18 protein-coding genes are annotated in these 14,665 nt (G+C 31.3%); 10 read left to right on the top strand and 8 right to left on the bottom strand.

Going from position 1 to position 14,665, the window contains the following annotated elements:
- Nucleotides 1-2: 2 nt before the first annotated feature.
- The 7 genes from ACZ451_RS13955 to ACZ451_RS13925 form a co-directional block, all read right to left on the bottom strand.
- Complete coding sequence (locus ACZ451_RS13955; RefSeq protein ID WP_464213418.1) at nucleotides 3-527, bottom strand: OmpA family protein; 525 nt, start codon at nucleotides 525-527, stop codon at nucleotides 3-5.
- 8 nt (nucleotides 528-535) lie between these two features.
- Nucleotides 536-1,063 carry a hypothetical protein gene (locus ACZ451_RS13950; RefSeq protein ID WP_464213417.1) on the bottom strand — a complete coding sequence of 176 codons (528 nt, stop codon included), beginning with the start codon at nucleotides 1,061-1,063 and terminating at the stop codon, nucleotides 536-538.
- A 197-nt stretch (nucleotides 1,064-1,260) separates the two neighbouring features.
- Nucleotides 1,261-1,743, bottom strand: a complete 483-nt coding sequence (locus tag ACZ451_RS13945; protein WP_464213415.1) for a hypothetical protein — start codon at nucleotides 1,741-1,743, stop codon at nucleotides 1,261-1,263.
- A gap of 115 nt (nucleotides 1,744-1,858) precedes the next feature.
- Nucleotides 1,859-2,239, bottom strand: coding sequence for a DUF7668 domain-containing protein (locus tag ACZ451_RS13940; RefSeq protein ID WP_464213413.1), 381 nt, complete (start codon nucleotides 2,237-2,239; stop codon nucleotides 1,859-1,861).
- Between the two features lie 118 nt (nucleotides 2,240-2,357).
- Nucleotides 2,358-2,981, bottom strand: a complete 624-nt coding sequence (locus tag ACZ451_RS13935; protein WP_464213411.1) for a hypothetical protein — start codon at nucleotides 2,979-2,981, stop codon at nucleotides 2,358-2,360.
- Between the two features lie 78 nt (nucleotides 2,982-3,059).
- Nucleotides 3,060-4,049, bottom strand: coding sequence for a UDP-3-O-(3-hydroxymyristoyl)glucosamine N-acyltransferase (gene lpxD / locus ACZ451_RS13930; protein WP_464213409.1), 990 nt, complete (start codon nucleotides 4,047-4,049; stop codon nucleotides 3,060-3,062).
- Between the two features lie 298 nt (nucleotides 4,050-4,347).
- Nucleotides 4,348-5,697 (bottom strand): DEAD/DEAH box helicase, encoded by a 1,350-nt coding sequence (locus tag ACZ451_RS13925; protein WP_464213407.1) that lies wholly within the window; start codon nucleotides 5,695-5,697, stop codon nucleotides 4,348-4,350.
- 88 nt (nucleotides 5,698-5,785) lie between these two features.
- Between ACZ451_RS13925 and rlmF the strand changes: the two genes are divergently transcribed.
- The 7 genes from rlmF (at nucleotide 5,786) to ACZ451_RS13890 (ending at nucleotide 12,600) form a co-directional block, all read left to right on the top strand.
- Nucleotides 5,786-6,637: a 23S rRNA (adenine(1618)-N(6))-methyltransferase RlmF gene (gene rlmF / locus ACZ451_RS13920; RefSeq protein ID WP_464213405.1), complete on the top strand. Its 852-nt coding sequence runs from the start codon at nucleotides 5,786-5,788 to the stop codon at nucleotides 6,635-6,637.
- A 66-nt stretch (nucleotides 6,638-6,703) separates the two neighbouring features.
- Nucleotides 6,704-8,812 (top strand): DNA helicase RecQ, encoded by a 2,109-nt coding sequence (gene recQ / locus ACZ451_RS13915; RefSeq protein WP_464213403.1) that lies wholly within the window; start codon nucleotides 6,704-6,706, stop codon nucleotides 8,810-8,812.
- Nucleotides 8,813-9,447: 635 nt separating this feature from the next.
- Nucleotides 9,448-10,032: a GTP cyclohydrolase II gene (gene ribA / locus ACZ451_RS13910; RefSeq protein ID WP_464213401.1), complete on the top strand. Its 585-nt coding sequence runs from the start codon at nucleotides 9,448-9,450 to the stop codon at nucleotides 10,030-10,032.
- Nucleotides 10,029-10,247, top strand: coding sequence for a hypothetical protein (locus ACZ451_RS13905; protein WP_464213399.1), 219 nt, complete (start codon nucleotides 10,029-10,031; stop codon nucleotides 10,245-10,247). Before ribA ends, ACZ451_RS13905 begins: the two co-directional genes overlap by 4 nt.
- 13 nt (nucleotides 10,248-10,260) lie before the next feature.
- Entirely contained in the window at nucleotides 10,261-11,217 is a 957-nt protein-coding gene (locus ACZ451_RS13900) for a zinc-dependent alcohol dehydrogenase (protein WP_464213397.1), read from the top strand.
- A 9-nt stretch (nucleotides 11,218-11,226) separates the two neighbouring features.
- Nucleotides 11,227-11,592, top strand: coding sequence for a 6-pyruvoyl trahydropterin synthase family protein (locus tag ACZ451_RS13895; RefSeq protein WP_464213395.1), 366 nt, complete (start codon nucleotides 11,227-11,229; stop codon nucleotides 11,590-11,592).
- 3 nt (nucleotides 11,593-11,595) lie between these two features.
- The gene (locus ACZ451_RS13890; RefSeq protein ID WP_464213393.1) at nucleotides 11,596-12,600 is read left to right on the top strand and encodes a glycosyltransferase; all 1,005 of its coding nucleotides are present in this window, start codon (nucleotides 11,596-11,598) and stop codon (nucleotides 12,598-12,600) included.
- Nucleotides 12,601-12,759: 159 nt separating this feature from the next.
- Here the strand turns inward: ACZ451_RS13890 and ACZ451_RS13885 are convergent, their stop codons facing one another.
- Nucleotides 12,760-12,972 (bottom strand): hypothetical protein, encoded by a 213-nt coding sequence (locus ACZ451_RS13885; RefSeq protein ID WP_464216946.1) that lies wholly within the window; start codon nucleotides 12,970-12,972, stop codon nucleotides 12,760-12,762.
- On the opposite strand from ACZ451_RS13885, the gene ACZ451_RS13880 reads away from it, so the two are divergent.
- From ACZ451_RS13880 to ACZ451_RS13870, 3 genes are read left to right on the top strand one after another with little or no spacing between them, the layout of a single operon-like run.
- Nucleotides 12,917-13,147 carry a methyltransferase family protein gene (locus tag ACZ451_RS13880; RefSeq protein WP_464216930.1) on the top strand — a complete coding sequence of 77 codons (231 nt, stop codon included), beginning with the start codon at nucleotides 12,917-12,919 and terminating at the stop codon, nucleotides 13,145-13,147. The genes ACZ451_RS13885 and ACZ451_RS13880 overlap by 56 nt on opposite strands.
- The gene (locus tag ACZ451_RS13875) at nucleotides 13,144-13,842 is read left to right on the top strand and encodes a class I SAM-dependent methyltransferase (RefSeq protein WP_464213391.1); all 699 of its coding nucleotides are present in this window, start codon (nucleotides 13,144-13,146) and stop codon (nucleotides 13,840-13,842) included. Before ACZ451_RS13880 ends, ACZ451_RS13875 begins: the two co-directional genes overlap by 4 nt.
- Nucleotides 13,839-14,621, top strand: a complete 783-nt coding sequence (locus tag ACZ451_RS13870) for an SAM-dependent methyltransferase (RefSeq protein ID WP_464213389.1) — start codon at nucleotides 13,839-13,841, stop codon at nucleotides 14,619-14,621. Before ACZ451_RS13875 ends, ACZ451_RS13870 begins: the two co-directional genes overlap by 4 nt.
- Nucleotides 14,622-14,665: the final 44 nt, after the last annotated feature.

Below are 14,665 nucleotides of genomic sequence, written 5' to 3'. Positions count from 1 at the left end.
TATCAGTTAATAATTTCAAAACTAACTGCTCGATTTTCTTTTGTTCCTGTATCAGTTCGCTGTGCAAATGCGCTATCATTTTTTGCATCAAATATTTCAATTCTATTTTCTACTATTCCATTTTTCATTATAACATCACGGATGAATTCAGCACGTTTGAGTGATACATCAGGATTTTTTATCAATTCAAATTTATCAAGATGTCCAATGATTCTAACTTTATAATGATCGTTAATTATCATCTTCCCTACTATAAAATAAGCAAATTCCAATTTCGTTGTGGTAAAGCAATTTTGTTCAAAATATATATTACTGTCAAAATAGGTATCAGCAATTACGCCCTGCTTCTTTAGTTCTTCTTTATACTTCCAAGCTTCATCTCTATTTTTTGAGATGCTATCTGCCTTTGTAATTAAAAAATCAAGTTTTTTTCTTTCAATATCCTCAGAATTGATACAACTATTTTTTACCCCCCCACAAGCGGATATAAAAAATGAAAAGATTATTATGAATAATATTTTTTTCATAATTCCCTTTAATTCAAAGCTTTTACAGATTTCACTAAATTTTTAAATAGTTCTAAATCTTCACTTAAAAGCTCCGTTTTGTTGATATTAAGAGCAATTGACACTCCAAAATCAAATTCTTTTCCTGGATTTAGATAAACAATATATTGATAAAAACTACCTTCAACATATACTTCTTTACCAAATGTCTTATATAAAGAATGCTTAATAGTAAGTTCTTTTTGCTTTAGGTTTTCATATCTTTCTATATAACTACTAACATCAAAGTTAAGATCTTCAATTGTATTTTCGTCTTGCTTTTTAAAAGCAAAAATTTGAATCAAAGGGCCTCCATTGTCATAGTCTTCTTTACTCTTAAAAATTGCTGAATGCGCTAAATATTGTGCTGCATTTACGGAATCTAAAACCCAGTTATTTGGTTTATCATAATTAAAAGAAAAGCCTTCATGGTTATTTGTGATTTTGGTTTTCTTCGTTTGTGCTTTTATACTTATTAGAGAAAAAATTATAAGTAGTATGGTTAAGTCTAATTTCATGCTAAAGATTCTAAACGTTTTTCTTATTTCTTTTAACTCATACAAAGCCAAGTTAAAAACAGTTGCTAGGTGATTTATGGAGTAAATGTTACTCCATAATCAAGGTTTAATATGCTCTGATGCTTGTGTCAAATCAATATGAATTCTTACTTTTAATGCCTTGTGGGCTTGCCCAGAGGTTGTTTACTTTTAGTATTTTAATCATCAAAAGGTACATTATATATAATACTAAATTGACCGTCTTCAATTATTACTTCTTGATTTCCAACATTTAATATTCCAGAAAATATTACATAGAAGCATTCACGTGTATTTTTTATAACATTACTTTGTAATTCTCCATCTATAAAATCTCCTTCAGATCTTGTTAAGTCAATATTTTGGCTATAAGTAAATTCCTCTATTATATTTTCGCCCGTTTTTTTATATGGTAATTTTATTGATATTGTCTGGCGCCTATATGGATTATTACTACTCCTTGTAATAATAAAACTTAATTCTAAACCATTTTGCCGTAAATTTAAACCAGTTCCAGATAGGTCAAAAGATTGAGGTTCTCCATTAATGGTCATCATTGCATTAGTTTCCATGCATGGCGGTTCTTTATCCTCATTAGAACAAGAGCATAGGCTGGTGTATATTAAAATCAGTAGCAAGGTATTATATAATATTTTTTTCATTGATTTGTATTGTAAATTACAGCTAACAAATAAGTAGATGTTATAATATCCTTAATAGGATTACTACTAATCTAGTGATTTTTTACTTTTTTGGAAGTATTTTCATTTTTCTTATTTAAGGAACATAAACCAGATTAATATCAACTATATATTCATTGTTAACTTCCCTTACTTCAGCATTCAGTACTAAATCACTTCGTCCTTCACTTTTTGTGTACAAATCAATTAACACATTCCAGTAATCGCCATAGCAAATATAAACTGATGTTTCCCAAGTTTCTTCTGGAAGTTCAATTAACTCTTCATCATAATCTTCAATATATTCAGCTATTTGCTTAGCAGTATTTTTTGATACTGTATTTACATTTTTTACACCAAAACTAAGACTATAATCTTGCTTCACAAAAGCGTTAACTATCGATTTAAAGATTGGTCTCCATACATGAGGAATAGGAAGTTCATCATCTTCATTCTTTTCAACTAGTATATGAGTCATTGTATTTAATGTTTACTAAGTGTTTGTTTTAGCTTGTTTTTGCCTACTCAATATAGTGAAAAGTTGAAAAGGATTGCATAGTACACTAGGCTTGATGTAGCAAATTCAAGATTGGATTTTAATTTTCAACTTTATAAATTTCTTTTTCTATTAATTTACGTAACTCCAAAATTGAAATTCCATCAACTACACTTTTACTTTCTTCAATAGGATAAAAGTCAATATATCCTACTGCTGTCATTGTATTATATTCCCCTAAAATATGATCAAGATACAGAAATGCTAAAACCTTATACCTTTCATCGTTTTCGTCTAGGTTTCTAATACAAACTTTAATATTAATTTTTGCTCTTTCTTTATCTAGTTCTGGGACAATCTCAATATCAGAGCTTGAATATTCTATTCCATTAAAACTTAGTTCTACTTTACCTTTTGCTTGTCTAAACTTTTTGATGATCCAATTATCTAATTTTGGTCTTGAATCGTATAACTTTTGAGTGGGTATAATTCCATCAGAAATTCCATCTGGAGTTATAATTAGTACAATTTCATTTTTTTCAGTTAATGTCATTTCAGGAAAAAGTATATCATTATACTTTTTCATTTCACTAGTTAATTGATGATAAATAGTATAATCCTCAGTATTAGAATTAATGAAATGTTCTAATTGTGATTTATGCTTAGTAACCCAATTCCAAAATTTTTCTTCCTTTGATTGTTTTTTGAATAATGAAAACCCCATCGTTAAAATTATGATTGGTACTATAATAATTATTTTTTTCATGAAGGTATTTATCTTTTCTATTACCTTATAACCTAACTATTTCGCTAACTTCCGTAAAGCCACCCATTGCTTTAACATATCTCTTGAATCGCATGCTGGGTAACCCAAAACAGTTTTTCCTGCAGCAACATCCCCTACAACCCCAGAACCCGCACCCACGGTTACACCAGAATGTAAGGTGGTATGGTCTTTTATAGAGGCGCTACCTCCTATTACAACACCATCACCTAAGGTAACAGAACCCGCTAAACCACTATGGCCAGCCATAATACAAGAACGTCCCATAATAGAATTATGCCCTATTTGTACCAGATTGTCTATTTTGCAACCGTCTCCAATAATCGTAGCGCTAAATTTACCGCGGTCTACACAAGAATTAGCGCCAATTTCTACAGCATCACCAATCACTACATTCCCTATTTGCGGAATTTTCACCAATCCTCTACCATCTGGGCTCGGTCTAAAACCAAAACCATCGGCACCTATACTTACATTGGTATGAAAAATACAATAATGCCCAATTACCGTACGCTCTCTGATGACAGTGCCAGACCAAACAATACATCCGTTCCCCATAGTCGTATCGTCCATAACCGTTACATTTGGGTATAAAACAGTACCATCTCCTAGTGTTACATTTTTCCCTACGTAGCTATTTGCGCCTATTTTGCAGCCTTTTCCCAAACTTGCCGTTTCGTGTATTACAGCTGTTGGATGTATCTCTTCTTCAAAAGCCGGGATTCCAGGATCAAACAATTCTAAGATTTGCGCCATAGCTAAATCTACATTAGGCACTTTTATCAAAACTCTATTTTTACCTGGTTCTAAGGCAATTTTTGCATCAATCACTGCAGCACTCGCATGAGAAGTGTTCCATAGCTTGGCATATTTCCGATTTCCAATACTCGTAATTTCACCTTCTTGTGCTTTTTCTAATTGTTCAGGAGCAGTTATTACTGCTGTAGTTTCTCCAACAATTTCTCCGTTTAATACGGCATTGATTTCTGCGATGCTAAATGATTTCATGATTTTGTATTGGGTAATTAGTTGTCAGTATTTAATAGTTTTTAAATATATGAAGCAATTAACACAAAATATATCTAATGAATTTCAACAGTGCTAAAAATAAGATTTTATAATGAAACATAGTATTCTCAACAGCGTTTGTTTTCTTAGTCAAAGGAATCAACCAAATACTAAGAAATTTAAAGAATTAATGAGGTTCTCGATACAATTTTCTTAGGAAAATCACTCGAACTGACGTTTTAGCCTATTTAATACTTTTTACTTAATCACAGTAAAACTGATCACTGAATACTAATAACTACTTTCTTTTATTCCTTTTATTGTAATTCTTATCCCCTCTGGTTTTTGGCTTTTTATATTTCTTGGCAATGATACGTTGGTACGAGCCACCCTGATTGGTTTTCTTATTTTTCTCTTTCTTTTCGTGAAAACTGGCTCCAGATTGCAAAGTTTCTTTATCTGGGTTATTGGCCTCTACAATTTTAGGTCGCTCTTCTCGTGTTAATTGCTCCGAAATAGCCACTCCATCTGGAATGGCTAGCAATGGAATTTTATAATCCATTAAAGCTTCTATAGCTTCTTTGTCTTTTTCTTCTTTTTCGGTATAAAATAAAATCGCATTCCCCTTGTGTTTTGCTCTACCACTTCTCCCAATACGGTGCATATAGTTTTCAGGATAGATAGGCGTATCAAAATTAATAACATGCGTAATTTGATCTAAATCTAAACCACGTGCCATGACATCTGTAGTGACTAAAATTCTATTCTTCCCTTCATCAAACTGCTTAATAGATCTAATTCTATAATTTTGTGTTTTATTAGAATGGATCACACAAATTTCGTTGTTAAATGCTTCTTCTAAAGCTTCAAATAAAGTATTGGCACTCTTTTTATTCGATACAAAAACAAGCACTTTTCCAAAAGTATCTTTATCCTTTAGTAATTTTAATAATACATTAACTTTGGTATAAAAATTAGGAATCGTATAACTGCTTTGTGCAATATTATCTAAGGGTGTACCACTAACGGCTATAGATACTTTTTCTGGTTTTATAAAAAAATCATCTATCAATGCCGCTACATCTTCCGTCATAGTAGCTGAAAACATAATATTTTGCCTTCTGGTGGGTAATAATTCAAAAATGTTAATCAGTTGAAAGCGAAAGCCTAAATCGAGCATGACATCCACTTCATCAATCACCAATTTTTTAATATCTCTAAATTTTACGGCTTTAGAAAGTGCTAAATCGTACAACCTACCGGGAGTAGCTACCAAAATATCGGTTCCTTGGGCACAGGCTTGTTTTTGGGTATTTATATTTGTGCCACCATACACGCCGAGCACACGTACATTAATATATTTCGCAAAACTTTCTATATTTTCAACTACTTGAAGCACAAGTTCTCTTGTAGGCACTAAAACTAAAACCCGAGGGGTTTGTTGCTTAGAAAAGGCTAAACCCTGCAGTATAGGCAGCATATAGGCCATGGTTTTACCAGTTCCTGTTTGTGCAATACCCACCATATCTTTCCCCGAAAGTACTACGGAATAGGATTCTTTTTGGATAGGAGTTGGGTTTGTAAAACCTAAATCTTCAATAGCATAGTTTAATTGCTTTTTTAGGTTAAAATCTTCAAAAGAATTCATGGTAAAACAGTTTGGCTGCAAAGGTATACTTTTCTGACTTGTCATATCTAATAGTATCTTTGTGTTTTAAAAATTGATCTAAAAGTAAATGCATCCAAAAAACATTCACCAAAAACCATATGATTTTGATGCATTAGTAGCTAGTTATTCTGAATTACAGCCTTTTGTTTTTACAAATGACTACAAAACAAAAACTATTGACTTTAGCAACGATAAAGCTGTCTTACATCTTAACAAAGCCTTATTAAAAAAACATTATGCCATAATCGATTGGAATATTCCAGAAGGTTATTTATGCCCTCCTATTCCTGGAAGGTTGGATTACCTATTACATTTAAATGATTTATTAGACACAGATAAAAAAATTGTTGGATTAGATATCGGTGTTGGTGCCAATTGCATCTATCCTATTTTAGCGAGTAGGCATTTACAATGGAAAATGATTGGATCCGATATTGACCAAACTGCAGTTATAGCTGCAAAAACAAATATCAATGCCAATAAATCTTTACCGGAACAAATAGAAATAAGACACCAAGAAAATAATGCTCATATTTTTGAAGGCATTATTAAAACGGGTGAGTATTATGATTTTACCATGTGTAACCCTCCTTTTCATAGCTCCGAAAAAGAGGCTTTAGCAGGAACCAAGCGAAAATTTAAAAACTTAAATATACAGCGAAATACCAAACTAAATTTTGGTGGACAAGCTAATGAACTCTGGTGCAATGGTGGAGAAGCTTTATTTGTAAAACGAATGATAAAGCAAAGTGTAGCGTTTAAAAAGCAAGTAGGATGGTTTACTTCTTTAATTTCTAAGCAAGAAAATTTAAAAACTATCTACAAACAACTAAATAAGCTGGGTACTACTTATACCATTATAAAAATGTCTCAGGGTAATAAAAACAGCCGATTTATTGCTTGGAAATTTGTTGATTAAGTTTTGTAATGTATCGAAATAAGAACCTGTATTTCTTGTAATTTTACAAACCATAAACAACAATCCATGCCGGTACAAATAGCACAAGAACAATTACACTCCACTTTAAAAAAATATTTTGGATATGATCGTTTTAGGCCACAACAAGAAGAAATTATCACTGCCGTTTTAGAGCGTCAAGACGCTATTGTTATTATGCCTACTGGAGGAGGGAAGTCTATTTGTTTTCAGTTACCCGCATTATTATTTAAGGGGGTTACGCTGGTTATATCTCCATTAATTGCCTTAATGAAAGACCAAGTAGATGGTTGCAATGCAAATGGAATAGCAGCTGCATATTATAACAGCAGCCAGTCTTCTGATGAACAACAAGACATTTTAGCTAAAATTGCTAATGGTAACTTAAAATTACTTTATGTAGCACCAGAAAGTATTTCTGGCTTAGATCATATTTTAAAAGAAAGCTATGTAAGCTGTATTGCTATAGATGAGGCGCACTGTATTTCTTCTTGGGGGCATGATTTTAGACCCTCATACCAGCAATTAGGCTTTTTAAAAAAATCCATGCCTAATATCCCCATAATTGCTTTAACAGCTACTGCAGACAAAGCAACACGGCAAGATATTGCAAAACAATTGGGCATTGCAACAGCAAAACAGTTTATCACTTCTTTTGATCGGCAGAATATTAGTTTAGATGTACGTGCAGCAGACAATAGAATTGCTCAAATTATTCGGTTTTTAGAAAAAAGACCCGATACTTCTGGTATTATTTATTGCTTGAGTAGAAAAACAACGGAACAGGTTTCCGAAAAGTTAAAAGCAAAACAGTTTAATGTTGCGGCATACCATGCCGGACTTACTTTTGAGGAACGCACCAAAGTACAGGAAGATTTTATTTTTGATAAAACACAGATTGTATGTGCTACTGTAGCCTTTGGTATGGGGATAGACAAATCTAATGTACGCTGGGTAATACATTATAACATGCCTAAAAATATAGAAGGCTATTATCAAGAGATTGGACGTTCTGGTAGAGATGGTTTAAAAGCCCATGCCCTACTCTTTCATAGTTATGCTGATGTGATTCAATTGCGGAAATTTACAGAAGGTGCTGCAAACCAAGAAGTACAAATTGCAAAACTAGAACGGATGAAGCAATTTGCGGAAGCAACCACATGCCGCAGAAAAATTCTACTGAGTTATTTTGGAGAGCTTTTAGCAGAAAATTGTGGAAATTGTGATGTTTGTAAAAATCCGCCTACTGTTTTTAACGGAACTATTATAGCACAAAAAGCATTGTCTACTGTAGCTAGAGTAAAAGAAGCAGAGGCTACTGGAATTATTATTGATATTTTACGAGGAGCACAAAATCAAGGGATCTTAGAAAAGAATTTACAACAGATAAAAACTTATGGCATTGGGAATGATATTTCTTGGAAAGATTGGCAACATTACATTATTCAATTAATTAACCAAGGCTATTTAGAAATTGCATTTCAATTTAATAACGCGTTACGCCTAACCCATTTTTCTAAAAACGTACTGTTTGATGGTGCAAAAGTACACCTTACAAAACCTATTGAAGTCATAGAAAAAATAGGAGCCCCTAAAGAAACCAAAGCTAGAAAAGCTAAAAACCTAGATTTATTCAATCGATTAAAGCAATTACGTCATAAAATTGCTTTGGAAGAAAATATCCCAGCATATCTTATTTTTAATGATGCTACGCTCAAAGAAATTGAAAATAATAGACCCGTATCCGATTCAGATTTCTTAAATATAAGTGGGGTTGGTCAGCGTAAACTAGAAGTTTATGGCGATATTTTTATGAATGAAATTAGAGCATTTGCTGATGAGAAAAAATCTAACAAAACAAGTACGCACAAAGTGACTTATGAGCTGTATAAAGAAGGTTTATCTATTGAAGAAATTTCTATAAAAAGAGGTTTAACCACTACTACCATTTTTTCTCATATTGCGAAGCTTTATATGGATGGAAAGGATATTAATATTTACGATTTTATTGACAAAAATGAAGTAGAAGAAATTAAAAAAACAAAAAAAATTTTAGATAGTCCACCCGCATTAAAACCCTATTTTGATTATTATAAAGGAGAAAAGCAATACAGTACTATCCGTTTAGCTTTGTCTATTATTGAGAAAGAAAAATAAGTCATTTTTATTCTAGCAGCGGTAGTCAATTACTCAGTTTTAATGGTTCTAAAATGTAAGTTCTAGTACTTTTGAGATATGAAAAAGTAGTTTGATAACTGTTTTAAAACTAAAATTCTGCTTCTCTACACAAATTTTTCCTCATTACATCACTAAAAATCAATTAATTAGATAGATTTTTTTTCTGAATGCGTTAAAAATTACATTATCCCAAATTTTTCAAAAGCATCAACTATACTCATTCCTGCTTCAAGTGTTTTTTTAACAAGATGTTCTCCCCTAGCTTTTTCTATCCGTTGATTCTATTGAATTTAATACAACTAAATTAACTGTTCTCTAGTGAAGGTTTATAAACTCCATATGCAACCAATAAAAATTGTAAGGATATAATTAAATTATAGACTAATTAACAAACAGTATTCTATTTCGTAAATTAATTATGATTTTTAAAAAAATAATACTAATATTTGATTATCATTATTTCAATTTATTTAATGGTTTTAGTAGTAGGTATGTAAATTTATGATGGTGATTTTTTTTGATTTTATTTAAACATAATTATATCCTTATTATTGTACCATATTTTATTATTCTAAAATTTAAAAAACAATTTATAAGTGAAGGTTAATACTTTTTTGGTTAAGTCAAGATTACCAACAAAATATGGTGAATTTATAGTTAAAGCATACAAATCTCAAGTCGAAGATTTTCCAAATTTGGCATTGTATACTAATAATATAGAAACAAATGTAGCGGTTGATGTAAGAATTCATTCTGAATGTATGACTGGAGATGTTTTTCACTCGGCTAAATGTGATTGTGGTGAGCAATTAGACTTTTCAATGCGTTGGGCACAAAAACATAATGGTATAGTTATTTACTTAAGGCAAGAAGGAAGAGGTATAGGGCTTATAAATAAACTAAAAGCATATAATTTGCAGGATAAGGGTTTCGATACAAGAGATGCTAATCTAGAATTAGGCTTGCACGAAGACTCCAGAGATTATTCAACAGCCATAGAAATTTTAGAAGATTTAGGAGTAAGTACCATCCGATTATTGACAAACAATCCTGAAAAAATTAATTCCTTTAATGATTCAAGCATAAAAGTTATTGAACGCATACCAATAGAAATCCAAGCTAATCATGATAATATGAGTTATCTGAAAACTAAAAAAGATCGCATGGGTCATTTATTATCACAAAACTTGGACTCATGATAGCTATTTGGGATGCCATTATTGAAACTCGAGAAAAAATAGGGATTGTAAAAAAATTACCAAACAATATTGATATTAGATTTAAACCTGAAACACAGGTTGTTTTTGATGAAAATTGGATAGCTATGAATTTGTCTATTTTAATTCAGAATAATCTAGCAGAGAATATCAATGAGTTAGATTCATCCCAATTGGAAATGAGATTATGTTCGTAGGAGGTTTATAGATATGACGTTTAACTTAAATGAAATATGGCATAATAAAGAAACAAGTTGGATAGAAACTGTTGATATAACAAAGCCAAATAAAGAAGATGTCTTAGTTAAGAGTATCTATTCTTTGATTAGCCTCGGAACCGAGAAAACACTACTTACACATAATTTATCAGCTACAGTAGCACAACAAATGACTGTACCCTATATGAAAGGATCTCTTACAGATACTTTTACCTATGGTTATTCTGCTGTGGGTAAGGTTATAGAAGGCAATAGTTTATGGGTAGGAAAAAATGTTCATCTTATGCATCCGCATCAAGACTATATGATTGTATCTGATTCAGACTTAGTAGAAATTCCAAAAGAAATAAATTTAAAGTCAGCAACATTAGCTAGTAATATAGAAACAGCCGTAAACGCAATTTGGGATGCAGAAGTTTCACTTGGAGATAAGGTGTTAATTATCGGCTATGGTTTAATTGGAGGATTAATTGCAACTATTATTAATAAAATGATAGGTGTTAAGGTTGAAGTGCTTGAGGTTGATGAGGATAGACAAAAATTACACATCTCACACGGAATCCCATCTGAGTCTTTGAATGCCTATGATGTGGTATTTAACACCACATCCAATGAGAGTGCTTTACAACAAGCATTGCTTAAAACAAGGCAGGAAGGTAGAATTATAGAGTTAAGTTGGTATGGTAATCGAGAAACTGCCTTGAAATTAGGAGCAGAATTTCACTATGGTAGAAAGCAAATTATTTCATCTCAAGTAAGTCAAATACCATACAAAAAACAACCTATTTGGACGTATGCTAAAAGAAAGCAGTTGGTTTTTGATATTTTGGCTAGCGTAGATTTTAATCATTTATTAACTAATGAAATAGATTTTAGAGAAACACCTAAATTTTATAATCAATTACGAAAAAATAAAATTAAAAATTTAAGTACTATTATCTGTTATTAATTATATCTTATGTTTACTGTAAAAGTTACTGATCACATCATGATCGCACACTCGCTTCCTGACCCTTTTTTTGGGCCTGCACAAAATATGCATGGAGCAACTTATGTTACTGAAGTATCATTTATGAGTGAAAAACTCAATGATAAAAATGTAGTTATTGATATTGGTGAAGCGTCAGCAATTACCAAAACTGTATTGAGTGAACTTGCTTATAACAATCTTGACGAACTCCCCCAATTTAAAGGCATATTAACAACCACAGAGTTTCTAGCTCAATATATCCACGGTAAAATTAAGGAGCAGATAGATAGTCATTTAAAGCTAAAAGTAGAATTGTTGGAATCTCACATAGCTACTGCTAGTTACGAAAGTTAAAATATGAAACAAAAATTGGTCATATTAACTACAAGTTTCGGAACTAACTTTTCTGGTGGGGCAAAAGCTACATGTGAAGTGTTTTCCAGAATTCAAGATCAATTTGAAAATATTACGGTGTTAGCTACAGAAATTGGCGACCATAGATTTCAAAATCTTAAATTTATTAAAGTAAGTAATTGGGTAAGTACTTACCGAGTTATTAAGAAACTAAAAGACAATTTGACTATTTTTTATGGTGATTTTTACAATTCTTTTTTATTAGGTTTAGCTAAGGTGCCTTTTGTATTTACATATCATGATAATTGGCCGGAGTTATCTAAATTGAATATGAAATCGCAGGTTCAAAGCCTTTTTTTTAGTAATATGTATTATTTCATTTTTAAAAGAGCTAAAGTTTTGATTACCGTTTCTAATTTTAAGAAAAACACTTTAGAAAAATATGCTAAAAAAGTATATCTAATTCCAAATGGCTTTAATTCTATTACACATAGTATTCATAAAGAAACACAGGTTTTAAATAGAGTATTAATGGTTGGAAATATTGATGACCGTAAATATAACTTAGCAATAAAGCTTTTTGATTATATACAATCGCAAGCGAAAGACCCAATACCAATTGACATTTATGGTCATGTTGTAAGTAAAAATCTAGCTAAAAAATTGAGTGAATATCCTTTTGTTTCCCTAAAAAGTTTTGCTAGAGAGGTACCTTATTCGTCATATAAATTATTGCTTCACACCTCTTTTTCTGAGAGTTTTGGTTTGGTTTTCTGTGAAGCTATTTCCAATAAAGTACCTGTTCTTACTTTTAATGTTGGGGGAGCTTCTGAAATCATTTCAGCAGAAAATGGAAAGATGGTAAAGGCTTACAATATTGAAGATATGTATAAGGTCCTAAAAAATATGATCCTAAACCCAATGCAAGTCAATACAGAAACAGTTAGATCATTTTCTTGGGATAATACTAGTGCCAACTATAAAAAATTATTTAAATATGTGGATTAGTACTATCATCATCATAATCTATATATCTTTTATATTAGATTTATGGATATGGCCTATTCCAAGTGAGGCTTCTACTGTATCTATATTATCAGCAGAAAGAGGTGTTTTCTCATTAAAATCACTTCAATCATCAGTTGGTTTATTGTTGTGTTTGGCATTTTACTTATCGCCATTATATCTATCTTTAACATCATTTATAGATTCAAAAACAGATACAACATCTATATATATAGTCATAACTGCATTATGTATTTCTCTTTTAGGGCGTATTATTTCACTTAAGGGTACACAGATACTAAGAAGAAACCATTCTAAAATGGTAGTAGAATCTTCTATTTTTAAACACAGTAGAAATCCAATAACTGTAGGCATGCATTTAACTGTGTTTGGATTAATAATGTGTTATAATTTTTGGATTTTGTGGGTAGGCTTTGCAATTTATTTCTGGGTTTTACATTTCAAAATCAAAATAGAGGAACGTTTTCTCGAAGAGAAATTTGGTAACAATTATATAAAATATAAAGAAAAAACACCAAGATATTTATGATAGCAACTAACGAGCAAGAACAAATCAAATCTTGGTTTGATAATGTTTATAAGACCAAAGGATATCTTTATTTAAGGCCTATAAAGGCTTATGAGATTTTTGTAACTATTTTAAACCCTAAACCTAAAACAAAACATTTAGATGTAGCTTGTGGGCTAGGTTTAATGCTAAAAGCTCTTGAGCATAAAAATATAGAGCGTTACGGTATTGATCTTTCGGATGTAGCAATAGAGGGTAGTCGTAAATTATGCCCTGAGGCTAATCTTACTGTTGGTAATGCTGAGAAGCTTCCATATCAAGACGGTATGTTTGATTCATTAACATGTTTAGGTTCTCTAGAAAGAATGATGAATAGAAAAGCAGCGCTTGCTGAGCAGTTAAGAGTTACCAAAAAAGGAGCAGATATATGCTATATGGTTCGCAATTCAGAAAACTTCACATGGCGTTTTTTACTCAAACCACTAAATTTATACAATAAAAAAGGGCATCAAGATGCACTTAATTTAGACCAATGGAAGTCTTTATTTGAAAATGCAGGTTTAGAAATTGTGAAAGTGTATCCAGATCAATGGCCTTATCACAGGCTCATGCAAATTTTAAAACCATGGAAAAAGATTGATGCTGGTAGAATTTTAAAATTTCCAATGCGTATCTCTTATGCATATGAATTTGTTTTTCATCTTAGAAAAAAATGAGCGAGGTAGCCGAAATATATAATACGCTATTTAATTTTGAAGTTTCACCAAAACAAGGAGCTTACCCTATTCATAAAAAAATAAATTTTGTAAATGGTGGTAATGATATTGCAGATTGGATTATACAAAATAGCCTTTGTCCAGTTGGAGCGTCGGTTTTAGATGTAGGTTGTGGAACTGGAAACACGCTTTTTAAGTTATCAAAGTCTAAACAGGCATCAGGGCTAGGTATTTCTATAAGTGAGAACGAAATTGAATTTGCTAATAGTCAATTAGAAAAACTTGGTGAAAAAACAGCAATAGCTTTTAAGAAACAGAGTTTTGATGATCCAATAATTCACGAAAAATTTGATGTTATCATTGCTATTGAATCATTAAAACATAGCGCCAACCTGTCTAAAACAATTAAAAATTTATTAAGCATTTCGCATGAACATACTGTATTTATTGTTGCCGATGATTTTATTATTCATCCTTCAGTAGACAGTCAACAACAAATGAATTTATGGAATGCTCCATCATTATTACCTGTTCTTGAATTTGAAAAACTCCTCAATAAAAACGGTTTTGCACAAGTAAAATCACATGTTTTTACCGATAAGGTAAACTTAAAATCAAAATTCCTTTTAAGCATCATGATTTTTGGTATGAGGTTGATTAAAAAAATAGTAAAGGGGGATCACAAAATTCTTATTGAAACATACTTAGGAGCATTGCTTTTGGAAAGACTTTACCAACGCAAAGAAATGGATTATTGTATTTTAATAGCGCATAAATAATAGATTTAATTTAAGGGAAATTACTTAGTAGTTCTATTATCTTT

It is taken from the genome of Allocellulophaga tsushimaensis (assembly GCF_055383085.1).
The sequence above is the reverse complement of the archived record's forward strand: the minus strand, read 5'-3'. Positions and strand labels throughout refer to the sequence as shown.

Excerpts from the sequence above, each read along its gene's own strand:
- ACZ451_RS13955 (WP_464213418.1), bottom strand. The coding sequence starts at position 527 with ATGAAAAAAATATTATTCATAATAATCTTTTCATTTTTTATATCCGCT.
- ACZ451_RS13950 (WP_464213417.1), bottom strand. The coding sequence starts at position 1,063 with ATGAAATTAGACTTAACCATACTACTTATAATTTTTTCTCTAATAAGT.
- ACZ451_RS13945 (WP_464213415.1), bottom strand. The coding sequence starts at position 1,743 with ATGAAAAAAATATTATATAATACCTTGCTACTGATTTTAATATACACC.
- ACZ451_RS13940 (WP_464213413.1), bottom strand. The coding sequence starts at position 2,239 with ATGACTCATATACTAGTTGAAAAGAATGAAGATGATGAACTTCCTATT.
- ACZ451_RS13935 (WP_464213411.1), bottom strand. The coding sequence starts at position 2,981 with ATGGGGTTTTCATTATTCAAAAAACAATCAAAGGAAGAAAAATTTTGG.
- lpxD (WP_464213409.1), bottom strand. The coding sequence starts at position 4,049 with ATGAAATCATTTAGCATCGCAGAAATCAATGCCGTATTAAACGGAGAA.
- ACZ451_RS13925 (WP_464213407.1), bottom strand. The coding sequence starts at position 5,697 with ATGAATTCTTTTGAAGATTTTAACCTAAAAAAGCAATTAAACTATGCT.
- rlmF (WP_464213405.1), top strand. The coding sequence starts at position 5,786 with ATGCATCCAAAAAACATTCACCAAAAACCATATGATTTTGATGCATTA.
- recQ (WP_464213403.1), top strand. The coding sequence starts at position 6,704 with ATGCCGGTACAAATAGCACAAGAACAATTACACTCCACTTTAAAAAAA.
- ACZ451_RS13905 (WP_464213399.1), top strand. The coding sequence starts at position 10,029 with ATGATAGCTATTTGGGATGCCATTATTGAAACTCGAGAAAAAATAGGG.
- ACZ451_RS13900 (WP_464213397.1), top strand. The coding sequence starts at position 10,261 with ATGACGTTTAACTTAAATGAAATATGGCATAATAAAGAAACAAGTTGG.
- ACZ451_RS13895 (WP_464213395.1), top strand. The coding sequence starts at position 11,227 with ATGTTTACTGTAAAAGTTACTGATCACATCATGATCGCACACTCGCTT.
- ACZ451_RS13890 (WP_464213393.1), top strand. The coding sequence starts at position 11,596 with ATGAAACAAAAATTGGTCATATTAACTACAAGTTTCGGAACTAACTTT.
- ACZ451_RS13880 (WP_464216930.1), top strand. The coding sequence starts at position 12,917 with ATGGTAGTAGAATCTTCTATTTTTAAACACAGTAGAAATCCAATAACT.
- ACZ451_RS13885 (WP_464216946.1), bottom strand. The coding sequence starts at position 12,972 with ATGCCTACAGTTATTGGATTTCTACTGTGTTTAAAAATAGAAGATTCT.
- ACZ451_RS13875 (WP_464213391.1), top strand. The coding sequence starts at position 13,144 with ATGATAGCAACTAACGAGCAAGAACAAATCAAATCTTGGTTTGATAAT.
- ACZ451_RS13870 (WP_464213389.1), top strand. The coding sequence starts at position 13,839 with ATGAGCGAGGTAGCCGAAATATATAATACGCTATTTAATTTTGAAGTT.